The 24920-nt window shown below is 59.9% G+C and carries 18 protein-coding genes; 10 read left to right on the forward strand and 8 right to left on the reverse strand.

Annotated elements, in window-relative coordinates:
• Positions 1-19: 19 nt before the first annotated feature.
• From H4V96_RS21110 to H4V96_RS21130, 5 genes are all read right to left on the reverse strand, one after another.
• Positions 20-4720: a glutamate synthase-related protein gene (locus H4V96_RS21110; RefSeq protein ID WP_280721143.1), complete on the reverse strand. Its 4701-nt coding sequence runs from the start codon at positions 4718-4720 to the stop codon at positions 20-22.
• Positions 4721-4909: 189 nt separating this feature from the next.
• A complete protein-coding gene (locus H4V96_RS21115) occupies positions 4910-5617 on the reverse strand; it encodes a transposase (protein WP_196856539.1) in 708 nt (235 codons plus the stop codon).
• A gap of 155 nt (positions 5618-5772) precedes the next feature.
• A complete protein-coding gene (locus H4V96_RS21120) occupies positions 5773-6453 on the reverse strand; it encodes a response regulator transcription factor (protein ID WP_010402150.1) in 681 nt (226 codons plus the stop codon).
• A gap of 138 nt (positions 6454-6591) precedes the next feature.
• Positions 6592-7725 carry an ATP-binding protein gene (locus H4V96_RS21125; RefSeq protein ID WP_196856537.1) on the reverse strand — a complete coding sequence of 378 codons (1134 nt, stop codon included), beginning with the start codon at positions 7723-7725 and terminating at the stop codon, positions 6592-6594.
• 49 nt (positions 7726-7774) lie between these two features.
• Positions 7775-10879, reverse strand: coding sequence for a DEAD/DEAH box helicase (locus H4V96_RS21130; RefSeq protein WP_070346032.1), 3105 nt, complete (start codon positions 10877-10879; stop codon positions 7775-7777).
• A 373-nt stretch (positions 10880-11252) separates the two neighbouring features.
• On the opposite strand from H4V96_RS21130, the gene H4V96_RS21135 reads away from it, so the two are divergent.
• The 4 genes from H4V96_RS21135 to H4V96_RS21150 all read left to right on the forward strand — a co-directional run bounded on the left by H4V96_RS21135 (position 11253) and on the right by H4V96_RS21150 (position 15119).
• Positions 11253-13601, forward strand: a complete 2349-nt coding sequence (locus H4V96_RS21135; protein WP_010402154.1) for a Tex family protein — start codon at positions 11253-11255, stop codon at positions 13599-13601.
• A gap of 7 nt (positions 13602-13608) precedes the next feature.
• Complete coding sequence (locus H4V96_RS21140; protein WP_196856536.1) at positions 13609-14079, forward strand: GNAT family N-acetyltransferase; 471 nt, start codon at positions 13609-13611, stop codon at positions 14077-14079.
• Between the two features lie 118 nt (positions 14080-14197).
• Positions 14198-14509, forward strand: coding sequence for a Grx4 family monothiol glutaredoxin (gene grxD, locus H4V96_RS21145; RefSeq protein ID WP_010402157.1), 312 nt, complete (start codon positions 14198-14200; stop codon positions 14507-14509).
• Entirely contained in the window at positions 14502-15119 is a 618-nt protein-coding gene (locus tag H4V96_RS21150; protein ID WP_196856535.1) for a UbiX family flavin prenyltransferase, read from the forward strand. The genes grxD and H4V96_RS21150 overlap by 8 nt, the downstream gene beginning before the upstream one ends.
• Positions 15120-15266: 147 nt before the next feature.
• Here the strand turns inward: H4V96_RS21150 and H4V96_RS21155 are convergent, their stop codons facing one another.
• Both H4V96_RS21155 and H4V96_RS21160 read right to left on the reverse strand, forming a co-directional pair.
• A complete protein-coding gene (locus H4V96_RS21155; protein ID WP_196856560.1) occupies positions 15267-15593 on the reverse strand; it encodes a hypothetical protein in 327 nt (108 codons plus the stop codon).
• 91 nt (positions 15594-15684) lie between these two features.
• Entirely contained in the window at positions 15685-16092 is a 408-nt protein-coding gene (locus H4V96_RS21160) for a hypothetical protein (protein WP_196856534.1), read from the reverse strand.
• Positions 16093-16804: 712 nt separating this feature from the next.
• Between H4V96_RS21160 and H4V96_RS21165 the strand changes: the two genes are divergently transcribed.
• The 6 genes from H4V96_RS21165 to H4V96_RS21190 all read left to right on the forward strand — a co-directional run bounded on the left by H4V96_RS21165 (position 16805) and on the right by H4V96_RS21190 (position 23546).
• Positions 16805-17209: a MerR family DNA-binding transcriptional regulator gene (locus H4V96_RS21165; RefSeq protein ID WP_196856556.1), complete on the forward strand. Its 405-nt coding sequence runs from the start codon at positions 16805-16807 to the stop codon at positions 17207-17209.
• A gap of 195 nt (positions 17210-17404) precedes the next feature.
• Positions 17405-18589, forward strand: a complete 1185-nt coding sequence (locus tag H4V96_RS21170) for an isovaleryl-CoA dehydrogenase (RefSeq protein ID WP_196856533.1) — start codon at positions 17405-17407, stop codon at positions 18587-18589.
• A 53-nt stretch (positions 18590-18642) separates the two neighbouring features.
• Complete coding sequence (aceK, locus tag H4V96_RS21175; RefSeq protein ID WP_196856532.1) at positions 18643-20457, forward strand: bifunctional isocitrate dehydrogenase kinase/phosphatase; 1815 nt, start codon at positions 18643-18645, stop codon at positions 20455-20457.
• Entirely contained in the window at positions 20439-21635 is a 1197-nt protein-coding gene (locus tag H4V96_RS21180; protein ID WP_196856531.1) for an acetyl-CoA C-acyltransferase, read from the forward strand. Before aceK ends, H4V96_RS21180 begins: the two co-directional genes overlap by 19 nt.
• Positions 21636-21709: 74 nt before the next feature.
• Complete coding sequence (locus H4V96_RS21185) at positions 21710-22378, forward strand: SDR family oxidoreductase (RefSeq protein ID WP_196856530.1); 669 nt, start codon at positions 21710-21712, stop codon at positions 22376-22378.
• Positions 22379-22418: 40 nt separating this feature from the next.
• Positions 22419-23546 carry an acyl-CoA dehydrogenase family protein gene (locus tag H4V96_RS21190; protein ID WP_010402171.1) on the forward strand — a complete coding sequence of 376 codons (1128 nt, stop codon included), beginning with the start codon at positions 22419-22421 and terminating at the stop codon, positions 23544-23546.
• Between the two features lie 383 nt (positions 23547-23929).
• On the opposite strand, the gene H4V96_RS21195 is transcribed toward H4V96_RS21190, so the two are convergent.
• The gene (locus H4V96_RS21195) at positions 23930-24823 is read right to left on the reverse strand and encodes a YihY/virulence factor BrkB family protein (protein WP_196856555.1); all 894 of its coding nucleotides are present in this window, start codon (positions 24821-24823) and stop codon (positions 23930-23932) included.
• Between the last annotated feature and the right edge of the window lie 97 nt (positions 24824-24920).

A 24920-nucleotide genomic window follows, 5' to 3' on the forward strand; every position in this document is an offset into this window, starting at 1 on the left:
GGCAATGAGCTTAGCTGGCTCAGGCGGCGACGGCTTGTACTTCCATGGCGGCATCGGCAGCCATCTCGATCAGCGCGCGCTTGTATTCGTTCGGGAAAACTTTCACGAACTTGCCGCGCGCCGCGGCCCAGTCGTCCAGCAAGACGCGGGCGCGCGTGCTGCCCGTGTGCTTGAAATGGCGCTCGATCAGGCGCTTGAGAATGACTTCGTCGGCTTCCGGCACGCCGTCGCGGTGCTGGGTATGCCAGGCATCGCGCTCGATATGCTGTTCCGCTGCGGGCACGACCTTGTCCAGGCTGACCATGGCCGTGTTGCACTTGCTGGCAAAGTCACCGGCCGGATTGTATACATAGGCGATGCCGCCCGACATGCCGGCCGCGAAATTGCGTCCCGTGCTGCCCAGCACCACCACCGTGCCGCCCGTCATGTATTCGCAGCCATGGTCGCCCAGGCCCTCGACCACCGTGGTGGCGCCCGAGTTGCGCACGGCAAAGCGTTCTCCGGCAACGCCATTGAAAAAGGCTTCGCCGGCAATGGCACCGTACAGCACCGTGTTGCCGATGATGATGTTGTCCACGGCCCAGCCACGGAATTCCGTATTCGGGCGCACGATGATGCGCCCGCCCGACAAGCCCTTGCCCACGTAATCGTTGCCCTCGCCCACCAGGTCAATCGTGATGCCATGCGCCAGGAAGGCGCAGGCCGACTGGCCCGCCGTGCCTTGCAATTGAATGTGGATGGTGTCGTCCGGCAAACCGGCATGACCATATTTCTTTGCCACTTCGCCCGACAGCATGGTGCCCACCGTGCGGTTCAGGTTGCGCACGGGCGAAATGAAGGAGACACGCTCGCCCTTTTCCAGCGCCGCGCGCGCTTGCGCGATCAGCTTATGGTCGAGTGCTTTCTCCAGCGCATGGTCCTGGAATTCCACATGGCGGCACGCTTGGCCATCCGGTGTTTCCGGCTTGTAGAAAATGGCCGAGAAATCGAGCCCTTGCGCCTTCCAGTGCGAAATCGCCTTCGATTTGTCCAGCAAGTCCACGCGGCCGATCAATTCGTCGTACGTGCGGATGCCCAGCTGCGCCATCAATTGACGGGCTTCTTCGGCAACGAAGAAAAAGTAATTGACGACATATTCCGGTTTGCCGCTGAACTTGGCGCGCAGGATGGGGTCTTGCGTGGCTACGCCCACGGGGCAAGTATTCAAATGGCATTTGCGCATCATGATGCAACCTTCGACCACCAGCGGCGCCGTGGCGAAACCGATCTCGTCGGCGCCCAGCAAGGCGGCGATGACCACGTCGCGGCCCGTCTTCATCTGGCCATCGGCTTGCACACGGATACGGCTGCGCAAGCCATTCAAGACCAGCGTTTGTTGCGTTTCTGCCAGACCCAGCTCCCACGGCGTGCCCGCATGTTTCACGGACGACAGCGGCGAGGCGCCCGTGCCGCCATCGTGGCCGGCAACAACCACATGGTCGGCCTTGGCCTTGGTGACGCCGGCTGCTACCGTGCCGATGCCCACTTCCGACACCAGTTTCACGGAAATCGAGGCGCGCGGATTGGCATTCTTCAAGTCATGGATCAGCTGCGCCAGATCTTCGATCGAGTAAATATCGTGGTGCGGCGGCGGCGAAATCAAGCCCACGCCCGGCACGGAGAAGCGCAAGCTGGCGATGTATTCCGACACTTTATGGCCCGGCAACTGGCCGCCTTCGCCCGGTTTCGCGCCCTGCGCCATCTTGATCTGGATCTGGTCGGCGGAATTGAGGTAAGCGGCCGTCACGCCGAAACGTCCCGACGCTACCTGCTTGATGCGCGAACGCATGGAATCGCCTTCCTGCAGAGGAATATCGACGACGATCTGCTCGGCGCCCACGATGGAAGCCATGGTATCGCCCTGGCGAATCGGGATGCCCTTCAATTCCTGCGTGTAGCGGTTCGGATCTTCGCCGCCCTCGCCCGTGTTCGACTTGCCGCCGATACGGTTCATGGCGACGGCCAGAGTGGCGTGCGCTTCCGTGCTGATCGAGCCGAGCGACATGGCGCCGGTGGCGAAACGCTTGACGATTTCCTTGGCCGGCTCCACTTCATCGAGCGGTATCGCCTTGGTCGGGTCGAGCTTGAACTCGAACAAGCCACGCAGGGTCAGGTGGCGACGGCTCTGGTCGTTGATGATTTGCGCGTACTCTTTATAGCTGGAGAAATTGTTGCTGCGCGTGGAGTGCTGCAGTTTGGCAATCGCGTCCGGCGTCCACATATGCTCTTCGCCACGCACGCGGTACGCATATTCGCCACCCGCGTCGAGCTTATCGGCCAGCACGGGATCGTTGCCGAAGGCCAGCGCGTGCAAGCGCAGCGCTTCTTCCGCCACTTCAAACACGCCGATGCCTTCCACGTTCGAGGCCGTGCCCTTGAAGTATTTGTCGACCAGCGACTTGTTCAAGCCGATGGCTTCGAAGATTTGCGCGCCGCAGTAGGACATGTACGTCGAAATACCCATCTTCGACATGACTTTCATCAAGCCTTTGCCGACCGCCTTGGTGTAGTTATAAATGGCCTTGTCGGCCGACAAATCGCCGGGCAAACCGTGCGCCATCTCGGCCAGGGTTTCCATCGCCAGGTAGGGATGAACGGCTTCCGCGCCGTACCCTGCGAGCAAGGCGAAGTGGTGCGTTTCGCGGGCCGAGCCCGTTTCCACGACGAGGCCGGTAGACGCGCGCAAGCCCTTGCTGACCAGGTGCTGGTGCACGGTGGAGGTGGCCAGCAGCGCAGGGATCGCCACCTGGTCGGCGCACATCGCGCGGTCCGATACGATCAGGATATTATGGCCCGATTTGACGGCATCGACGGCTTCCGCGCACAGCGAGGCCAAACAGGCTTCCACGCCCTCCTTGCCCCAGGCCAGCGGGTAGCAGATATCGAGTTCATACGACTTGAACTTGCCGCCCGTGTGGCCGCTGATATTGCGCAAACGCGCCATGTCGTCAAAGCCCAGCACCGGCTGCGCCACTTCCAGACGCATCGGCGGGTTGACGTTGTTGGTATCTAGCAAGTTCGGTTTCGGGCCAATGAACGACACCAGCGACATCACCATCGCTTCGCGGATCGGGTCGATCGGCGGGTTCGTCACTTGCGCGAACAGTTGCTTGAAGTAGTTATACAGCGGCTTCAATTTGTTCGACATGACGGCCAGCGGCGAGTCATTGCCCATCGAGCCCGTCGCTTCTTCGCCGGCCACCGCCATCGGTGCCATGAGGAATTTCAAGTCTTCCTGCGTGTAACCGAACGCCTGCTGGCGGTCGAGCAACGATGGCTGGGCTTTTTCGCCCTGGGCGCGGTCCTGTTTCGCCTGTCCTTCGGCCATCTTGATCTCGTCGAGCTTGATGCGCACCGAGTTGATCCACGCTTTGTACGGCTTGGCGTTGGCGTAGGTGTTTTTCAGCTCCTGGTCATCGATGATGCGGCCCGCTTCCAGGTCGATCAAGAACATCTTGCCAGGCTGCAAGCGCCATTTCTGGATGATTTTCGACTCGGGAATCGGTAGCACACCCGATTCCGACGCCATCACCACCAGATCATCATCGGTGACGATGTAGCGCGCCGGGCGCAAGCCATTCCTGTCGAGCGTGCCGCCGATATGGCGGCCATCCGTAAACGCCATGGCGGCAGGGCCGTCCCACGGTTCCATCATGGCCGCGTGGTATTCATAGAAAGCGCGGCGATTGTCATCCATCGTCGTGTGGTTTTCCCACGCTTCCGGAATCATCATCATCATCGCCTGGGCAATCGGGTAGCCGGCCATCAACAGCAATTCGAGCGCATTGTCGAAGCACGCCGTATCGGACTGGCCTTCATAGATCAGGGGGAACAATTTTTGCAGGTCATCGCCCAGCACGGCCGACTTCATCACGCCTTCGCGCGCGCGCATCCAGTTGAAGTTGCCTTTGACGGTGTTGATCTCGCCATTGTGCGCGATCAAACGGTAAGGGTGGGCCAGCGGCCATTCAGGGAAAGTATTCGTCGAGAAACGCTGGTGCACCAGAGCCAGGGCCGAGATGCAGCGCGCATCCTGCAAGTCCTTGTAATACACGCCCACCTGATCGGCCAGCAGCAAGCCTTTATACACGATGGTGCGGGCCGACATCGACGGCACGAAGAATTCCTTGCCGTGCAACAGCTTCAAGGCCTGGATGGCGTGGCCCGACGATTTGCGGATCACATACAGTTTGCGCTCGAGCGCGTCGGTGACCATGATGTCCGGGCCGCGGCCGATGAAAATCTGGCGGATGACCGGCTCCTTGGCGCGCACGGTAGGCGACATCGGCATGTCAGTATCGATAGGCACGTTGCGCCAGCCCAGCACGACTTGGCCTTCGATGCGCACGGCACGTTCGATTTCCTGTTCGCAAGCGATGCGCGAGGCGTTTTCCTTGGGCAGGAAAACCATGCCCACACCGTATTCGCCAGGCGGCGGCAATTCCACGCCCTGCTTGGCCATTTCTTCGCGGTAGTACTGGTCGGGAATCTGGATCAGGATGCCGGCGCCATCGCCCATCAGCGCATCGGCGCCCACGGCGCCCCGGTGATCGAGGTTTTTCAGAATCAGCAAACCCTGTTCGACGATAGAGTGGGTCTTGTTGCCCTTGATATGGGCGACGAAACCGACGCCGCAGGCATCGTGTTCATTGGCTGGGTCGTACAGGCCTTGCGCTTTCATGGGCTTCTCCGCTGCATATGACTATCGAAAAACTAGAGTAGTGCAACGCAACAAAAAACTCAACCAGAATAATTAGGGTCGGAGTCGGATTAAATCCGATCAATTCTCATGAAAAATTTAATAGGGACATAGTAAAAGAAAGCGCATTGAAACATCGGCAAGCAACGATGTTTTCACTGCGCCTGCGTGTCAGTCGGCGTCCGCTGCGGCTGCGACTTTGCGGGGTCGGCCCCGCTTGGCAGGCAGCACTTGGCGCTGCATTTTTTGCTGCAGCGCCTGCTTGAATGTCTCGGAACCCAAGGGCCAGCCCTTGAGTACGGCCTCTTCCAGCACCTTTACCTGGCTGCTGCCCAGGCCTTGCTCGACCAGGCGCAGATAGGCCGCCTCGCGCTCGAACGGCGTGTTGCCCAGCGCCCAATACAAGGCGTGGTCGGTGATCAGGGGATCGGGGCGCATCCCCGCATGGTGGGCATAACTGGACCACGCATGGTCGCGCGCCTGGCCCGCCAAGCCCGCTTGTACGGGCACGCATTCCAGATAACGGCAGCACGGGAGGAAGAAGTTGTCTGGATCGATGACCGAAGTTTTGTAGCGTCCCTGCCACAAGCCACCTTCGCGGCCGTATTTTTGATTGAAATACGGCACGTAATAGCGTCCCAGCCACTGCATCAGCTGTCCCAGACCTGTCGCATCGCCGGGGGTGGCCAGTAAATGTAATTGATCTGGCAATAAAACATAGGCATGGATGGCCACCTTGAACATTTTCGCGCCCGTTTTCAGCCAGGACAACAATTGTGCGTAGTCAGCCGCATCCAGGAACACGGGCTGGCGGTTGCTGCCGCGCTGGATCACGTAATGGGGCAATGCTGGAATGATGAGGCGGGGTAAACGGGCCATGACAGAGTCGCTAAATAGAGGCTAAGACCTTGATTTTACACACTGCGCAGCGCAAGACGCGACTCTGACCCTATTTTATTAAAAATACGAGGAAAAGCGCTTGACTCTGCCCCCTTTATTGACCACTACGCTCGCGGGTGGCTGGCGTCCCGGTATCAGGACAAATTAAAGCTGGCCGACAGGCTGTAGCCCTCGCCATACGCGCTACGCAGCGGCAAGTCCTGGCCCAGGCCGGTCTTGGCCTTCTTGCGCAAGCGATACACGAGCATGTCGACGCGACGGCCCGCATCGGGGTCTTCGCCGCCCATGCCGGCCACGATGACATCGCGCGGCACGGGGCGGGTGTTGATGGTCAACAAGTGCAGGAAATTGAATTCCTTTTCCGTCAAGGCGATGACAGCGCCCATCAGCTCAAGTTGGCGCGCGCTCACTTTCAAGGTCCATTTGCCAGGTTCGGGCATAGGATCTTGCGGACCGACGCGACGGTCGAGCGCCTCGATATGCGCGGCCAGCTCGGGAAATTTGATCGGTTTGGTCAGGTAATGGTCGGCGCCCAGGCGCAAGCCCAGGATACGGCTGTCGAAAGCGACACGCCCCGTCAGCACCAGCACGCCTATGTGCGGATACAGCTGGCGCATGCGGGGAATCACGTTAAAGCCATCTTCGTCGGGCAAGCCCAGGTCCAGTACGACCACGCCAATATTGCCATGGCTCAACGCCGTCCACATCGCGCCAGCGGAGCTGGTGATATCGACTTCGTGTTCGAGCTCAACGAGAAACTCCGCCATATCTTCTGCGTAGTCCAGATTGTCTTCGACGATCAGTATTTTCGTCATTGCTACGCCATTCTTCTGTTAGTGAGCTACCGTGGAGGAACCATGCCATTCACTTTTTACAGCATGATGGACGGCACAATAGGTTTGCGTCAAGGAATTATCACGGTTGCCTTCAGAGGAAGCAAGGCTTTTCATTGTCTAGACAGGCAGCGGCAAGCAAATGCGGAAAATCGCCCCACCTTCGGGCAGATTATGCCCCTGCAAACTCCCGCCATGCACCTCCACAACGGCGCGCGCCATGTACAAGCCAAGGCCCGCGCCTGGGTGCGTCGCATAGATTCCACGGCTGCCTTTTTCAAACAATTGCGGCAGTTCTTCTTCCCGCAGGCCGGGCCCTGCATCGCTGACGCACAGCGCCACACCGCCCTCGGGCACGAGCTTGCCCGACAGCATGATGGCACTGCCCGGCGCGCTGAACTTGACGGCATTATCGAGCAGGATTTTCAGGCACAGGGCCATGCCGGGCACGTCGCAGCGCAGCTTGGCAGGCAAGTCCTCGTCGAGCTCCAGTTGCACGCAGTGGCTGGCCGGTACGGTGGCCGCTGCCTGCTGCAGCAAGGCCAGCGGCGCGATGCCGTCGGCGGCCCGCTCGCGGCCGATGGCCGCCATGCGCTCAGGCGACAAATACTCGTCTATCATGCCCAGCAAGCGGTCGACGGCTGCCTGGATTTTCACGTAGCGCTTGCGCGTGGCATCGTCGGCGTCTTTCGCGGTCGAGACGAGGCGCTGGATAGCGCCGTCGATGGTGGCCAGCGGCGTGCGAAATTCATGCGACAGCATCGAGGCGAAGCGCTTTTGCTCCCTTTCGCGCTCGGCTTCCTGCGCCTGGGCCGCGCTGACGTCGCGCAGCGAGCCCGCCAGCGTGACGCCGCGCCCCGTCGCCGCCGCGGCCGGCACGATGGTCGAGCTGATTTCCAGCGCCAGCGGATGCCCGTCGGCATGCGGCAGTTGCACTTCGCGCAGCAGGGTCAAGCGGCTAGTATCGCCCTCGCGCCAGCGCTGCAGCCGGGCCGGCATATCTTGCGCCAGGCGCGCCGCGTGTTCGCGCAAGGTGGGCAAGTCGTACCCCGTCAGGGCTTGCGCGGCGGGGCTGATATAGATCAATTCAAGGGTGGCGGCATCGAGCAGGAAGACTGCGTCGCGGCCATGTTCAGCCAGCAGGCGGAACTGCATTTCGCCCGCCCGCGCGCGCAGCAGGGCGCGACGCAACTGGACGAAACGCAGCGCCATGAGGATGGCGCCGGCAAGCAGCAAGAGGAGAAAGGGCAGCATGCTTTATACCTGGCAAGAATGAATCGCCAAGTATACGCGTACGGCGTGCTTAATCTTCCAGTGGAGCAAAAATCTGTTGCAAGTCTTCCTGCGTCAGCGCCATCTTCTGTGCTTCGCCCTCGGCCAGGATCGATTGTGCCAGTTCCGATTTCTTTTGCTGCAGCAACTGGATTTTTTCTTCCAGGGTGCCCTTCGCGATCAGTTTGTACACGAACACGGGCTTGTCCTGGCCGATACGCCAGGCGCGGTCGGTGGCCTGGTTTTCCGCCGCCGGATTCCACCACGGATCGTAGTGGATCACCGTGTCGGCCGCCGTCAGGTTCAAGCCCACGCCGCCCGCTTTCAGGCTGATCAGGAAGATCGGCACGGCCCCCTGCTGGAAGGCCGCCACTTGCGCGCCCCGGTCTTTCGTTTCGCCCGTCAGCAAGGCATACGCGATGTCGCGCGATTCGAGCTCTTGCTCGATCAATTCCAGCATGCTGGTAAATTGCGAGAAGACGAGAATCTTGCGCCCTTCGTCAAGCAAGTCTTCCACCATCTGCATCAGGTCGAGCAGCTTGGCCGAGCCGGCCGACTGCTTCTTCGCCGGCAAGGATTTCACCAGGCGCGGGTCACAGCAGACTTGCCGCAGTTTCAGCAGCGCTTCGAGGATGACGATCTGGCTGCGCGCCACGCCCTTCTTGTCGATTTCTTCGCGTACTTTTTGATCCATCGCAAGACGCACGGTTTCATACAGGTCGCGCTGCGGACCCGTCAATTCCACCTTGCGCACCATTTCCGTTTTTGGCGGCAATTCCTTGGCCACATTGTCCTTCGTGCGGCGCAACAGGAAAGGCTTGATGCGGCGATTCAGGAGCATGCGGCGCAGCGGATCATCCTGGCGCTCGATCGGATGGCGGAACTGCGTGTTGAAGGTCTTCTCGTCGCCCAGCAAGCCCGGCAGCAGGAAGTGGAATTGCGACCACAATTCACCAAGATGATTTTCCAGCGGCGTGCCGGACAAGCACAGCCGGTGGCGTGCGCGCAGCAGGCCCGCGCTTTGCGCCGCCTTGCTGCGCGTATTCTTGATGTAATGCGATTCGTCGAGGATGACCAGGTGGAAGTCGTGCTCGCGCAAGGTTTCCTCGTCGCGCGGCAACAGGGCGTAGGTGGTCAGCACCAGATCGCATTGGTCGATCTGGTCGAATTGCTGGGCCCGGTCCTTGCCCTGCAGCAGCAACACTTTCAGGCTGGGCGCGAACTTGGCCGCCTCGTCCTGCCAGTTGCCCATCAAACTCGTCGGTGCAATCACCAGGGCCGGATGCGTCAAGCGGCCCGCTTCCTTTTCCACCAGGATATGCGCCAGGGTTTGCACGGTTTTGCCCAAGCCCATGTCATCGGCCAGGATGCCGGCCAGGTCATGGTCGCGCAGGAATTGCATCCACGCCAGGCCATCGGCCTGGTAATCGCGCAAGGTCGCCTGCAGGCCGGCTGGCGCCGCCACTTTTTGCACGGAACCAAACTGGCTCAGCTTGCGGCCCATGGCGCGCAGTTGCTCGCCACCCGTCCAGCGCAGGTCCAGGCCCCGCGCCAGCTCTTCCAGGCGCGCCGCGTCCAGGGTCGACATGCGCACCGCATGTTTGATCTTGTCGCTGAAATACAGTTCCCCCAGCGTGTTGAGGATAGGACGCACGCGGCCCCACGGCAGGGCCACGCGCCTGCCGTCGGACAAGGTTGCCAGCATCTGGTCATCATCGGCATGCGCGTCAATGACTTTCGGGTTGAAGTCGTTGGGCGCGCTGCGGATCAGTTGCACCAGCACGGGCAGCAGCGGCACTCTTTCCTGGTCGACGAAGATGCCCAGTTCCAGCTCGAACCAGGCGTTGCCGCTGTCCGGGTCCTGGTCGTCAATCTGCGCATACCAGTCGCCGACCTGGCTCACATCGTAGCGGTACTTGGCCGTCTTTTCGACGATCCAGCCCTGCTGCTGCAAGGCGTCGATGCCGTGCTCGGCAAAACGCAGCCACTGCGCCTGGGAAGGCAGTTGCAAAGCGCCCTTCAAGCCGCTCAAGGGGGCGGAGCCGGGCTTCTTGAATTGCAGCTCCGCCAGGGTGGCCAGGGCACGCGCTTCATCGACCGTATTTCTCTGGATAATCTCTGTCACGTCGCCCACTTGCCGCACCACGCGTTGCGACGGGTCGAACGCGACGCGCTCGCCATCGTAGTCATACGACAGCACGGCGAAATCGCTCCAGCGCTGCGCGCTGCCATCGGCCAGCATGGCGCTATCGAGCAGCAAGACCGGTTGCGCCGGCACGTCCTTGCGCAGGCGCTGCGGCAACGGTTGCGGCAGCGGCATCAAATGCTGCAAGCCTTGCGCCAGCAGCAGTTGCGACACGCGCACCTTGTCGTTCGCGTTCAGGGGCGGCGCCTGCGCCACCAGCGCCTGCAAGTCCGCCAGGGAAATATCGGAGCCACCCTGGTTCAGTTCCAGCACGCCGCACGACAGATTATCGATGTACCACGGCGGATCGGTGGGCAACATGTAATCGATCTGGTCGGCACCATGGTGCTTCGCGCCTTCCGGCGGGTCCACTTGCCAGCCCAGGCGCATGGTCTTGCCTTCATCGCGCCAGAACAGGCGCGCGGGACGCACGGGACCTTCCTTCAATGGATACACGAGACCATTGCCCACATCGGCCCAGGAATTGGCCCACAACAGTTTGTCTTGCTCGGCCAGCATTTTCAGCAGGGCCGCGCCCACCTTGCCCTTCGGCTCCGTGGCGCTGCCCGTCTGCGAGCTTTGGCCGCTGCGCATGGCCACGAAGAAACGCACGAGGTCTTCGTCGGCTGGCGTCAAGAAGATGGGGGGCGCCGACAGCAGGGAAAAGATTTCGCTGATGGGACTCGCCGCCGCCACATCGCCATTCGCCCGCAGCCGCGCCTTGTACAGGCACAGGGCCACGTGGCGACCACCGCTGGTGGGCGCCAGCACGTAGATCAAACGGTGCTGGTTGAGTTTGGGGTCCGGCTCGGCAATGCTCAGCACAGCCTTCGGATGGGCAGCCGCCTCTACCCGCTGCAGCCAGGTGGCGACGGCATACGGCAAAGGCGCTCCCGGCGCGCTGGCCGGGGCAACTGGGGTTTCACTGGTTTCGTCGCGGGTAAAATCCATGGGGCGCATTTTTGTGTAAAGGTCGTATCCAAATCGGCAACAGGCAATATTATCCGCCATACAGGCGTTGCTGGCTTGATTCACACACGCTCTTTGCGCAGTTTTAATACATGATGCCTAAAAAATAAGTATTTAATACGACACTTGCGGCCCACAAGCGGCAAAAAAGGTCCGTCAACGGCCATTTACGCAGAAACAAGAAGAATCGGCCCATCGTCTGCATCCACATCGGCCGATTGATCATCGCCGGCCACCAGCCCACAGCTGTGGCTCCGTCGATGCTGCTGGCAACGCACAGTCCATTTGCGCTGTCAAGATTGCGCAATCGCGCCGATTGCGTATCATCCCAGGCTTGATCGCTCTGGAAACAACCATGCTGCCCACTATCGAACAACGCCTTGCCCTTGAACTTGTCGCCAAACCGGTGCAGGTTGCCGCCGCCATCGAACTGCTCGACGAAGGCGCGACCGTCCCCTTCATCGCCCGTTACCGCAAGGAAGCGACCGGCGGCCTCGACGATATCCAGCTGCGCCTGCTCGAAGAGCGCTTGCGCTACCTGCGCGAACTCGAAGAGCGGCGCGCCGCCATCGTGGCGTCGATCACGGAACAGAACAAGATGACGCCCGAGCTGCTCGATGCCGTCATGCACGCGGAAGATAAGACGCGCCTCGAAGATTTGTATTTGCCCTACAAGCAAAAGCGCCGCACGAAGGCGCAGATCGCCATCGAAGCGGGCTTGATGCCGCTGGCCGACGGTTTGCTGGAAAACCCGGAACTGACGCCGGAAATGGAAGCGGGCAAGTTCCTGCGCGAAGCATTTACCAGTGCCGACGGCAACAACCCGGGCGTGGCCGACACCAAGGCAGCTCTCGACGGCGCGCGCCAGATCCTGATGGAACGTTTCGCCGAAGACGCAACCTTGCTGCAAACCTTGCGCCAATACGTGCAAGAACACGGGATCGTCGAATCGAAAGTGGTGCAAGGCAAGCAGGACGAAGGCGAAAAGTTCGCCGATTATTTCGACTATTCGGAAACCATTTCGAGCGTGCCATCGCACCGCGCGCTGGCCCTGCTGCGCGGCCGCCGCGAAGGCATCCTCGACGTTACCCTGCGCCTCGATACGGAAGCGGAAAAACCGAAATGGGATGCGCCGCACAACCCGTGTGAAGGCCGCATCGCCGTGCGCTTCGGCATCAAGAACCTCGGCCGCCCGGCCGACAAATGGCTGCTTGATACGGCACGCTGGACCTGGCGCGTGAAAAGCTTCATGCACCTGGAAACGGAACTGATGGGTGCGCTGCGCGAACGTTCGGAACTCGACGCCATCAACGTGTTTGCCACCAATTTGAAGGCGCTGCTGCTGGCAGCGCCGGCCGGCCAGCGCGCCACCATGGGCCTGGACCCGGGCTTGCGCACGGGCGTGAAAGTGGCCGTGGTCGATGCCACCGGCAAGGTAGTCGATACGGCCGTGATCTACCCGCACCAGCCGAAGAATGACTGGGATGGCTCCTTGCACACGCTGGGCCGCCTGGCCGCCAAACACAATGTTTCCTTGATCTCGATAGGCAACGGCACCGCTTCGCGCGAAACGGATAGGCTGGCGCAAGACTTGATCAAGCAGCACCCGGAAGCGAAGATGACGAAGATCGTCGTCTCGGAAGCGGGCGCGTCGGTGTATTCGGCGTCCGAGTTCGCCTCGAAAGAATTGCCGGACATGGATGTGTCCTTGCGCGGCGCCGTCTCGATTGCGCGCCGCCTGCAAGATCCGCTGGCCGAGCTGGTCAAGATCGACCCGAAATCCATCGGCGTGGGCCAGTACCAGCATGACGTGAGTCAAAGCCAGCTGGCCCGCTCGCTCGATGCCGTGGTGGAAGATTGCGTAAACGCCGTCGGCGTGGACGTCAATACGGCCTCGGCGCCGCTGCTGGCGCGCGTCTCCGGCCTGTCGGCCAGCGTCGCGCAAAGCATCGTCAGCTACCGCGACATGAAAGGCGCGTTCACCTCGCGCGCGGCGTTAAAGGCCGTGCCGCGCCTGGGCGATAAAACCTTCGAGCAGGCGGCCGGCTTTTTGCGCGTAACGGGCGGCGACAATCCGCTGGACGCCTCGGCCGTCCACCCGGAATCGTACCCGTTGGTGGAAAAGATTTTGGCCGACATCAAGAAGGACATCCAAGCCGTCATCGGCGAAACGGCGCTGCTGAAAACCCTCAACCCCGCAAAATATGCGGATGAAACGTTTGGCGTGCCAACTATTTCCGATATTTTGAAGGAACTGGAAAAGCCGGGCCGCGACCCGCGTCCGGAGTTCACCACCGCCACCTTCAAGGAAGGCGTGGAAGAAATCCGCGACTTGCGCCCGGACATGATTTTAGAGGGCGTGGTCACCAACGTGGCCGCCTTTGGCGCCTTTGTCGACATCGGCGTGCACCAGGATGGCCTGGTGCATATCTCGGCCCTGTCGAGTACCTTCGTCAAGGACCCGCACACGGTGGTGAAAGCTGGCCAGGTCGTGCGCGTGAAAGTGCTGGAAGTCGATGAAAAGCGCAAGCGCATCGCGCTGACCATGCGCTTGACGGACAGCGCGCCGCAAGCCGGTAGCAAGCCCGAGCAAAAGGGCGACCGCAACGACCGTCGCAGCATGGCACAGCACCAGTCGCAGTCACGCAACGCGCCCGAACCGGCCGGCAGCATGGCCGCCGCGTTCGCCAAGCTGCGCGGTTAAGCCCATCATGGCCGCCAGGCATGACCTTGTCATCCTGGCGGTGGACCCCGCCAGTGCCGGGGCGCAGTTGCTGCTCAACGAATTGTCGGACGTGCTGCTGCGCCTGAATGGCGACAGTGGCCGGTCTTCCTTCGATATCGAAGCGGCAACGCCGCGCGGCGGCTTTTACCTGGCCTGCGACGGTGCTGGAAACCTGCTCGGCTGCGCCGCCCTTAGGCCGCTGGGCGAAGCGGACAGCGCCATAGGCGAACTCAAGCGCATGTATGCGCGCCCCGGCGCCAGCGGCGTGGGCGCGGCCCTGCTAGCCCATGTGGAAGTGCAGGCGCGCAGACATGGCTACCAGGCCGTGCACCTGTCCACCCGCGTGGCGAATGCCAGCGCGGTGGCGTTTTATGCCAAACACGGCTATGTGCCCGTGCTTGCCTGGGGCAAATACGTGGGCGCGGCACAATCGGTGTGCCTGGGCCGGCAGTTATAGACTGCCAACATCAACGCCAACGTGGCTGACTCACCCGATTTATGACTTGAGCCCATACCCGTAGCGTCGTTTTCTTATAAAATGACGGCATCTATTTATTTACCCATCAGAGGCAGCTATGAGCGACGTACAAACCTGGATCAAAGAAACCGTGACAAGCACGCCGGTCGTGCTGTTCATGAAGGGCACGGCCCAGTTCCCGCAGTGCGGCTTTTCCGGCCGCGCCATCCAGATCCTGAAGGCGTGCGGCGTGGAAAACATCGCCACCGTCAACGTGCTCGATGACCCGGAAGTGCGCCAAGGCATCAAGGATTACTCGAACTGGCCTACCATCCCGCAACTGTATGTCAAAGGCGAGTTTATCGGTGGTTCCGATATCATGAATGAAATGTTTGAATCGGGCGAACTGAAGTCCCTGCTCGATGCCTGATCTTCCAGTTGCGCGGCCGCGCCGTATCGTCATCGCCATCACGGGTGCCACAGGTGCCGTATATGGCTTGCGGCTGCTGCAATTGCTCGGCGCCATTCCAGGCGTCGAGACGCATCTGGTCTTGTCGGATGCGGCTGTACTCACCCTGCACCAGGAAACTGGCTTGGGACGCAAGGAAATCGAAGCGCAGGCGCACGTGTTGCACAAACAGCGCGATATCGGCGCGAGTATCGCCAGCGGCTCGTTTCAATCGGACGGCATGGTCATCGCGCCGTGCTCGATGAAGACCCTGGCAGCCGTGGCGCATGGCTTGTCGGATAATTTGATTACGCGGGCAGCCGATGTGGCGCTCAAGGAACGCCGGCGCCTGATTTTGATGGTGCGCGAAACGCCATTCAACTTGGCACACCTGCGCAATATGACCGCCGTGACCGAAATGGGCGGCATCATCTTCCCGCCACTCCCGAGTTTCTACCACCACCCGCGCAGCATCGCCGAGATGGTTGACCATACGGTGGCACGCATCATCGACTTGCTGGGCATCGAGCACGGCCTGGCGCCACGCTGGAATGGTTTGAAAACCCCAGACCAGCCGTCACAAACTGACTAACTACGTGACAAACTACGCACATCACGATGCCTGATAAACGCGTAGCGAGCGCAAGGAAGAGGTGCTTGAGAAGCGCAACCGTGCTCAAGCACGGTGAGCACCGCTGACCGCCTCTGCCGACGCGTAGCGGTGTTGCTCAGGCATCCTTCACCGTTGGTCGAATTGGTGCGCACTCGCCCGCTTCAAATCCCTGGCTTCTTCAACCATCCTGCGGTGGGCGATCCGTTTGCGCATCACTTCCGCATGTTGTGCGGCAGTCATGGGGGGCACGGTCATCAAGTCCTTCAGCTGCGCGGTATTGCTGTAGTTACTTTTCATAGGATGGCTCAAATGCTCGGCTCCGTCGTGGATGAACTGGCTACTTCTGCGCTGATTATGCGCTGGTATTAGCCGCTGCGCCGCTGCGTACGGGATTATCGTCAAATAATTCCGCTGCAGCGCAACATGCGAGGTCTTATTATTTGGCACAATCATGTCTCCAGTATGACGCTGCACAAATAAAAGGACAGGGGGGGAGCAGCGCCAGCGAAAAGCCGACGGCGCCGACCGGAGTGGGCCTGTATACTTACTTTTGGTAGTTAACTCTGACCAGCATGCGAATAAATTCTCGCGCGATTTGACGATGATGCTCATCTAGTCTTTGCAAATCAGCAATTAATTTCACGTCGGCAGATTCAAAACGTGATAAAGCACTGCCCGCTTCGCCCTTCGGCGTAGCGCTTTCGGAGCCGCCAAAACGCAACCATTCCGCCGGAACGCCCAGCCATTGGGCAATCATGCGCAATTTTTCTTGCGTGGGAATTGCTTCACCTACTAACCATTTCCTAGCTGCATGCACGGTAATCGGGCGTCCGTCGAAACGGATGTTGAATTCCCGAGCCAGTCTGGTCGGGCTGTCTGGAGAGTAATGGGCGTTTTTGAGAGCCAACTGAAGTCGCTGGCTAAAGCTTTCGCGTTCGTTAGAAGAATTCATAGGTGTACTATTTCATGTTGTAACATGAAAGTCAGTTTCTTGAATGACTAGACAGATTGTTACATTATCAAAGAGAAAAAATTAACAATTAACACTCCGGCCGGGCTTTTCGGATACAAATATAGTCCGAATTTTCTCTTGCGATTCTGCATCACGTCAGTCAGATTCGCGGCTATCCTTGATTTTTGCACACAGGCACGATTCAAAGATTCGGTTTGGCATGACAACGTACGGTATCGCACGATGCCCTCCTCTGCCGATACATGCGATGCCCATGCCATACAATTTCTTGTAGACAAAATTTCCAGAAGGGTCATGTTATTTTCAAAATGGAAATAATTTGCACAAGTTGCTTATAGTAAACGTTGTTTTTTGATCGTTCCTAATGGAAAGAATCTGTGCCAAAAAATTTTACTGCCATCACAGCGAAAAGAATGTCGCCGTTGTGCCAGGAAAGCTCTTTTTGCTGTCATCTTGGCCACCAACTCTCGATCTTAAGCGTGTTTGCGTAAGAGGAATCAATTTATTTTCAGTAACTGTTATCCAATTAACCAAATTTCTATGTTCATCGCCTCACCTTTCTTTATTGCAGCACGGCCAGGGCGCGCTACAATAGTATTGACGTTAACGTCAACGGTACTTTGCCACCCGCCTGCCCCACAGCACCCCATTTAGCGACAGATCACCCATGCAACTGACACCGTCCGCAGCAATGACGACCTATACCATCACCGAACTGGCGCGGGAATTCGACATCACGGCGCGCGCCATCCGTTTCTATGAAGACCAAGGCTTGCTCAGCCCGAAACGCGAAGGCGCGGGCGGGCGCAGCCGCGTCTACACGCCGCGCGACCGCACCCGCCTCAAACTGACCCTGCGCGGCAAGCGCCTGGGACTGGCGCTGTCGGAGATCAAGAGCCTGGTCGACATGTACGAATCGCCAAAGGACACGCGCGCGCAAATGGACCGTTTCCTGGGCGTGCTGGCGCAGCACCGGCAGACCCTGGAGCAACAGCGCATCGATATCGAAATGGCGCTGGCGGAAATCAGCGCGCATGAAGACGCCTGCGCGCGCATGCTGGCAGACTTGAACATGGAAGCGGCGCCAACAAACTGAATGGCCGGGCGGCAGGCGCTGGCAGCACGTGCAGCGCCTGCCACGCTTCACTTTATGCGTCTCACTTTATGCGGCTCACTTTATACGCTTCACTTTACGCGCCTCACTTTACGTTTACGTAAACGTCACAACTGAGTATCATAGCTTCACTGACCCGGCGTCCATGAACGCCACACTTATAACGACGAGGACGACATGCTCCATCTCCCAGGCTTGACCTTTGACCACGGCGACGACATCGCTTCCCTAAGAGAAGCAATCCAACAATTTGCCGCCGCCGAAATCGCGCCGCGTGCGGCCGAAATCGACCGTACCGACCAGTTCCCCATGGACCTGTGGCGCAAGATGGGCGAGATGGGCTTGCTCGGCATCACCGTCAGCGAAGAATACGGCGGCGCCGGCATGGGCTATCTGGCGCACATCATCGCCATGGAAGAAATCTCGCGCGCCTCGGCTTCCGTCGGCCTGTCCTACGGCGCCCACTCGAACCTGTGCGTCAACCAGATCAAGCGCAATGGCACGGCCGAGCAAAAGGCGAAATACCTGCCGAAACTGATCACGGGCGAGCACATCGGCGCCCTGGCCATGTCGGAGCCGAACGCGGGCTCGGACGTCGTCAGCATGAAACTGCGCGCCGACTTCAAGGGTGACCGCTGGGTCTTGAACGGTACCAAGATGTGGATCACCAACGGGCCCGACGCGGACGTGCTGGTGGTGTACGCGAAAAACGACCTGGAAGCGGGCCCGCGCGGCATGACGGCTTTCCTGATCGAAAAGAATTTCAAGGGCTTTTCCATCGCACAAAAGCTCGACAAGCTGGGCATGCGCGGCTCGCACACGGGCGAGCTGGTATTCCAGGATTGCGAAGTGCCCGCCGAAAACGTGCTCGGCGGCCTGGGCAAGGGTGTCAACGTGCTGATGTCCGGCCTCGATTTCGAGCGCACCGTATTGTCCGGCGGTCCGCTGGGCATCATGCAGGCGTGCATGGACCTGGTCGTGCCCTACGTGCATGACCGCAAGCAATTCGGCCAAGCCATCGGCGAATTCCAATTGATGCAAGGCAAACTGGCCGACATGTATTCAACCATGATGGCGTGCAAGGCCTATGTGTATGCCGTGGGCCAGGCATGCGACCGCGCCACCACGCCGGAAGCCGTGCGCCAGTTGCGCAAGGATGCGGCCGGCGCCATTCTGTATAGTGCAGAGAAGGCGACCTGGATGGCAGGCGAAGCGATCCAGGCCTTGGGCGGTAACGGCTACATCAATGAGTATCCGGCCGGCCGCCTGTGGCGCGATGCCAAGCTGTATGAAATCGGCGCCGGGACCAGCGAAATCCGCCGCATGCTGATAGGCCGCGAATTGTTTGCGGAAACCAAGTAAGCCTGGGCGCGCGGCAATCGACTGGGTGATGCGCCATTCATGCGAGCACAACTATGACGCAAATTGCCTTCCCAAAATTGCTTTCTTCACAGATTGCATTCGATATCGCGCGCACCATCCGCGACGGCTTTGACAAGCATTACCGTCTGTTCCGCGCAAGCAGCCAGCACGCCAAGCGGTATTTCGAGCAAGGCGACTGGGCTGCGGCACAGGCGGCGGCCCGCGAACGCATCGACTTTTACGACAAGCGCGTGCAGGAATGCGTGCAAATGCTCGAAGATGAGTACGAAGAGTCGGAGCTGAGCGATGAAGTGTGGCGCGAACTCAAGCTGCACTACATCGGCATGCTGAGCGAGCACAAGCAGCCGGAACTGGCGGAAACTTTCTTCAATTCCGTCTGCTGCAACATTTTGCACCGCACGTATTTCAACAACGACTATATTTTCGTGCGACCCGTGGTTTCGACGGAATACATCGAAACGCACGATCCGCTGCCCACCTACCGCGTGTATTACCCCGGCAAGGATGGCTTGCGCCACACCCTGACGCGCATGCTCAGCAACTTCCAGCTGGACTGCGAATTTGCCAACCTGGAGCGTGACGTAGCCCAGGTGGAAGCGCGCCTGCAGCAACTGTTCGGCGAGGACAGACTGGAGCCGAACCACCAACTCCAGGTCTTGACCAGTTTGTTCTACCGCAACAAGGGCGCCTATCTGGTCGGCAAGGGCATCAACGGCAACCGCGAATACCCGTTTGTCGTGCCTATCCTGCACAACCGCCACGGCAAGCTGGCACTCGACACGGTACTGTTCGAGCAGCAGCACATTGCCCTACTGTTTTCGTTCACGCGTGCCTATTTCATGGTCGATATGGAAGTGCCGTCGGCCTATGTGCAATTCCTGCGCAGCTTGCTGCCACGCAAGCCGCGCAGCGAAATTTATACAATACTGGGCCTGCAAAAACAGGGCAAGACGCTGTTTTACCGCGACTACCTGCAGCATCTGAAGCACTCATCGGACCACTTCGAAAGCGCGCCCGGCATCCGCGGCCTGGTGATGCTGGTGTTTGCCCTGCCGTCGTTTCCCTATGTCTTCAAGGTCATCAAGGATTTTTTCCCGCCGCCCAAGGAAACCACGCGTGCACAAGTCCAGCAAAAATATCTGCTGGTAAAACACCATGACCGCGTGGGCCGCATGGCCGACACGCTCGAGTATTCCAACGTGGCCTTTCCCCGCGCCCGCTTTGCCGAAGAACTGCTGGCCGAGCTCAAGCAGTTCGCCCCCTCGCTGATCGAAGAAGACCAGGAGCAGGTCATCATCCGCCACCTGTACATCGAGCGGCGCATGGTGCCGCTGAACATGTGGCTGAGCAATGCCGAGAAGGAAGGCCGCGATGACCTGGTCGAGCACGCCATCATGGAGTACGGCAACGCCATCAAGGAGCTGGTGGCGGCGAATATATTTCCGGGCGACATGCTGTATAAAAACTTTGGCGTGACCCGTCATCAACGCGTCGTATTTTACGATTACGATGAAATCGAATACATCACCGATTGCCAGTTCCGCGTCATCCCCCAGGCGCGTACGGAAGAAGAGGAAATGTCGGCCGAAGCGTGGTATCCGATCGGCAAGCATGATGTGTTTCCGGAGCAATTCGGCACCTTCTTGCTGGGCAATCCCCGCATCCGCAGCTATTTCATGCAGCACCATGCCGACCTGCTGACGGCGCAGTATTGGCAGGCGCGCAAGCAACGCATCGAGGACGGCCATATCGAGGACGTCTTCCCGTATCCGCAACATCTGCGTTTTTGTATGCAAGCACCACCCCAAACCCCAACCGGAGATCCAATATGCATGATCCAGTCGTAATCGTCGGTGCCGCGCGCACCCCCATGGGCGCCTTCCAGGGCGATTTTGCCAACCTCAGCGCCAGCGATCTGGGCGCCGTGGCCATCCGCGCCGCCGTGGAACGGGCCGGCGTAGCGCCGGAAGCCATTGAACACGTGTATTTCGGCAATTGCCTGATGGCCGGCCAGGGCCAGGCGCCCGCGCGCCAAGCCTTGCGCAAGGCTGGCTTGCCGGACTCCACGGGCGCCGTGACGCTGTCGAAAATGTGTGGCTCGGCCATGCAAACGACCATGTTCGCGCACGACACCTTGCTCGCCGGCAGCGCCGACGTGGTGGTGGCCGGTGGCATGGAATCGATGACCAACGCCCCCTACCTGGTGCCGAAGGCGCGCGGCGGCTACCGCATCGGCCACGGCATGATCTACGACCACATGATGATGGATGGCCTGGAAGACGCCTACAGCCGCGATGAAAAGGGCAATGCACGCTCGATGGGCACGTTTGCCGAAGAATGCGCGAGCCAATACAGCTTCACGCGCGAAGCGCAGGATGCGTTTGCCATCGAATCGGTAAAACGCGCGCAGGCGGCCACCAAGGATGGCAGTTTCGCATGGGAAATCGTGCCCGTGACCGTCTCCGGGCGCGGCGGCGACACCATCGTCAGCATCGATGAAGGCCCGCAAAAAGCCCGCCTGGAAAAAATCCCGACCTTGAAAGCCGCTTTCAAGAAAGATGGCACCATCACGGCCGCCTCGTCTTCGTCGATCAACGATGGCGCAGCCGCCCTCGTGCTGATGCGCGAATCGACGGCGAAAAAGCTCGGTTGCACCGTCATCGCAAGAATTCACGGCCACGCCACGCACGCGCAGGCACCGAACGAATTCACCACGGCACCCATCGGCGCCATCAAGAAGCTGTACGCCAAAACGGGCTGGAGCAGCAGCAAGGTGGACTTGTTCGAGATCAATGAAGCCTTCGCCGCCGTGCCGATGGCCGCCATGCACGACCTCGACATTGCGCACAGCAAGATCAACATCCACGGCGGCGCATGCGCGCTGGGCCACCCGATCGGCGCCTCGGGCGCGCGCATCATCGTCACCCTGCTGGGCGCCTTGAAGAAAACCGGCGGCAAGCGCGGCGTAGCAGCCCTGTGCATCGGCGGTGGCGAAGCGACGGCGATGGCGATCGAACTGGTATAAGCTGCACGCAAGCACGGGCGCGCACGGCCATCATTGCCCGGTGCGCGCCCTTTCATTCATTCCAGGGAGAACACATGCCTACCGCCTTGATCATCGGTGCCTCGCGCGGCATCGGCCACGAAATCGTCCGCCAATACCGCCACGATGGCTGGCGAGTGATCGCCACGGCGCGCACAGCGGACGCTTGCGATGCCCTCAGGCAAATGGGCGTGGAAGCGCACCAGCTTGACGTGACGGATATGCAAGGCTGTGCCGGCCTGGGCAGGAAGCTCGACGGTGAAAAGCTCGACGTGGCTATCCTCAACGCAGGCCTGTATGGCCCGCGTCAGGACGCTTGTCCTGCGCAAGCAGATTTTGATGCCGTCATGCACACCAACGTGCTGGCAGCCATGCGGCTGCTGCCGATATTGGCACCACTGATGCTCGATGCCAAAGGCAAACTGGCCGTGCTGTCCTCGCACATGGGCTCCTTGGGCGAGCGCAGCAACCCCAACGGTTCGCTGTACCGCGCCAGCAAGGCTGCCTTAAATTCCGTGCTGATCGACACGGCCCTCGTGCATGGCCCGCAAGGCGTCAGCTGCGTGGCGTTCCATCCGGGCTGGGTACGCACCGACATGGGCGGGGCCGACGCCGATATTTCGCCAGAGGAAAGCGCTGCCGACATGCGCGCCACCCTGGCCAGCCTGCCGGCCACGGACAAGGCCGTGTTCTGCAACTACGATGGCAAACCCATCGCCTGGTAATACGTACGCACACCCTATAAAAACAACGAGACGACGTCCCATGATACTCAATGAAGAACAGACAATGATCCAGGAAGCGCTGCGCAGTTTTTCGCGCGAGCGCCTGGTCCCCAACGCGGCCCGCTGGGATAAGGAACATCATTTCCCGAAAGAACAATTGCAGGAACTGGCCGCGCTGGGCGCTTTTGGCGTAGCCGTGCCGGAAGCGTTGGGCGGCGCCGGCCTCGACTACGTATCGCTGGCGCTGGTGCTGGAAGAAATCGCCGCCGGCGATGGCGGCACCTCGACCATCATTTCCGTCAACAATTGTCCCGTGTGCAGCATCGCCATGATGTACGCCAACGAGGCGCAAAAGGAACAATGGCTGCGGCCGCTGGCGCAAGGCGCCATGCTGGGCGCGTTTTGCCTGACGGAACCGCATACAGGCAGCGATGCCTCGGCCCTGCGCACCACGGCCACCCGCGAAGGCAATGAATACGTCCTCAACGGCACGAAACAGTTCATTACCAGCGGCAAGTATGCGGACGTGGCCATCGTCATGGCCGTGACCGACAAAACGGCCGGCAAGCGCGGCATCAGCGCCTTCTGGGTAGCGACGAACACGCCCGGCTACATCGTGGCGGGACTGGAACAGAAGATGGGCCAGCACTCGTCAGACACGGCGCAAATCCTGTTCGACAACTGCCGCATCCCGGCGGAAAATCTGATCGGTGAAGAAGGGCAAGGCTACAAGATCGCCCTGTCCGGCCTGGAAGGCGGGCGCATCGGCATCGCCTCGCAAGCGGTAGGCATGGCGCGCGCCGCGTATGAAGCGGCCCTGCACTACGCGCGCGAACGGGAAAGCTTCGGCAAACCCATCTATGAACACCAGGCCGTGCAATTTCGCCTGGCCGACATGGCCACGCAAATCGAAGCGGCACGCCAGCTGATACACCACGCAGCGGCCATGAAGGATGCAGGCCTGCCCTGCCTGAAGGAAGCGGCCATGGCCAAGCTGTTTGCCTCGGAGATGGCGGAAAAAGTATGCTCGGATGCGATCCAGGTACACGGTGGCTATGGTTATGTGTCCGACTTCCCCGTCGAGCGCATTTACCGCGACGTGCGCGTGTGCCAGATTTACGAGGGCACCAGCGATATCCAGAAGATTTTGATTGCAAGGGCGTTGTAAACCCAACGGCAAATGCTGGGGTCGTACCCTGCAGGGTACGACCCCGGGGTTACGCCGCTGGGTTTTCAATAGACGAAAAAAAAGCCCGCGGTCGCGGGCTTCGTTCCAATGTATTACCAATGCTTTAATCGTGTCATGGATGCCAGTGCTATCTGCAAAGTGCATCTTGATTGTCGGACTCCCATGCTATCTGCATAGTGACTCCAAGGTGTAGCGACCATCGTATCCGGAATTACAAAATCCATTCTTCGCACTGTCACGCCATCGACATTACACCTGCCGCTCGCCGCGCTGAACTGGATAGTGAGATAATTTGCTGCCAAATCTCAATCACTGAACGGAGTATAGCACGGCCTTTTGTGCAGCGCAATAATCTTTTTAAATCAAGTCCTTAGCGCCAGCGGCTTGTCTTCTTCGCCACCGCGGGCCACTCTTTCGTATTCGGAAATCACTTGCGCGCCCAGCAGCAGCAAGGTGGCGCCGATTTCCAGGCTGAACATGACGACGATGGCCGTCGTCATCGAGCCATACACAACATTGACCTGCGACAAGGTAGAAAAATACCAGACCAGCACATGGCGCGCGATTTCCCACAGCAGGGCCGCCGTCACGCCGCCGATCAGCGCATGCGTGATCGACAAGCGCCCCACGGGCATGACCAGGTAAATCGCGCTGAGCACGAGGATTTCGCCGGCCAGCCCCAGCAAATACAGCAGCACGCCGGACACGCCTTGCAAGCCCCAGTCATGGCGCAAAAAACGCACGCTTTCCTCGCTCATCACTTGCAGACTGCCCGCCACCACGGTGATGAGCAAAATACCCACGCCCAGGCACAGGATGAAGCAATACGGCAGCACGGCGGAAATGAGGAAATGGCGGCGGCGGATGGCCACGCGGTGAATAAAGATCACGCTCATGGCGTTTTCCAGCACGGTAAACGCCAGCGAGCTGAAAAACAGCATGGTCAGCAGCAACAGCCAGCCGATCACGCCCCGATTCTGGAGGAAATGCGCGACTTCGGCCACGATGGCCTTCGATTGCCCCGGCACCAGCCACTCCAGGTAATGGCCCATGGTTTGCAGCAATTCATCCTGTGCAATCACATGCGACAGGGCGACCACTACCAGCATCAGCAGGGGCACGATGGACAGCAGCGAGTAATACGCGACGGCGCCCGCCAGCAGCAAGCCCTGGTTGGCGCGGAAACCCTTCAACACCTGCAGCGCGAAGGCCAGCGGATGGCTGAGGATATAGCTACTGGCGTGGCGCTTGATCATGTCGGGTACGCTAAAGAAGGCGGCGCAGCCTCGTGCCGCGCCCGTCATCACACGAGCATACTGACAATCGCCCTGCCCCACCGTACGCTAGCAGACG

The organism is Janthinobacterium sp. CG_23.4 (genome assembly GCF_029892305.1).
Lineage (GTDB): Bacteria > Pseudomonadota > Gammaproteobacteria > Burkholderiales > Burkholderiaceae_D > Janthinobacterium > Janthinobacterium lividum_D.

Coding starts and splice junctions, on each gene's coding strand:
- H4V96_RS21110 (WP_280721143.1), bottom strand. CDS start 4,720: ATGAAAGCGCAAGGCCTGTACGACCCAGCCAATGAACACGATGCCTGC.
- H4V96_RS21115 (WP_196856539.1), bottom strand. CDS start 5,617: ATGGCCCGTTTACCCCGCCTCATCATTCCAGCATTGCCCCATTACGTG.
- H4V96_RS21120 (WP_010402150.1), bottom strand. CDS start 6,453: ATGACGAAAATACTGATCGTCGAAGACAATCTGGACTACGCAGAAGAT.
- H4V96_RS21125 (WP_196856537.1), bottom strand. CDS start 7,725: ATGCTGCCCTTTCTCCTCTTGCTGCTTGCCGGCGCCATCCTCATGGCG.
- H4V96_RS21130 (WP_070346032.1), bottom strand. CDS start 10,879: ATGGATTTTACCCGCGACGAAACCAGTGAAACCCCAGTTGCCCCGGCC.
- H4V96_RS21135 (WP_010402154.1), top strand. CDS start 11,253: ATGCTGCCCACTATCGAACAACGCCTTGCCCTTGAACTTGTCGCCAAA.
- H4V96_RS21140 (WP_196856536.1), top strand. CDS start 13,609: ATGGCCGCCAGGCATGACCTTGTCATCCTGGCGGTGGACCCCGCCAGT.
- grxD (WP_010402157.1), top strand. CDS start 14,198: ATGAGCGACGTACAAACCTGGATCAAAGAAACCGTGACAAGCACGCCG.
- H4V96_RS21150 (WP_196856535.1), top strand. CDS start 14,502: ATGCCTGATCTTCCAGTTGCGCGGCCGCGCCGTATCGTCATCGCCATC.
- H4V96_RS21155 (WP_196856560.1), bottom strand. CDS start 15,593: ATGATTGTGCCAAATAATAAGACCTCGCATGTTGCGCTGCAGCGGAAT.
- H4V96_RS21160 (WP_196856534.1), bottom strand. CDS start 16,092: ATGAATTCTTCTAACGAACGCGAAAGCTTTAGCCAGCGACTTCAGTTG.
- H4V96_RS21165 (WP_196856556.1), top strand. CDS start 16,805: ATGACGACCTATACCATCACCGAACTGGCGCGGGAATTCGACATCACG.
- H4V96_RS21170 (WP_196856533.1), top strand. CDS start 17,405: ATGCTCCATCTCCCAGGCTTGACCTTTGACCACGGCGACGACATCGCT.
- aceK (WP_196856532.1), top strand. CDS start 18,643: ATGACGCAAATTGCCTTCCCAAAATTGCTTTCTTCACAGATTGCATTC.
- H4V96_RS21180 (WP_196856531.1), top strand. CDS start 20,439: ATGCATGATCCAGTCGTAATCGTCGGTGCCGCGCGCACCCCCATGGGC.
- H4V96_RS21185 (WP_196856530.1), top strand. CDS start 21,710: ATGCCTACCGCCTTGATCATCGGTGCCTCGCGCGGCATCGGCCACGAA.
- H4V96_RS21190 (WP_010402171.1), top strand. CDS start 22,419: ATGATACTCAATGAAGAACAGACAATGATCCAGGAAGCGCTGCGCAGT.
- H4V96_RS21195 (WP_196856555.1), bottom strand. CDS start 24,823: ATGATCAAGCGCCACGCCAGTAGCTATATCCTCAGCCATCCGCTGGCC.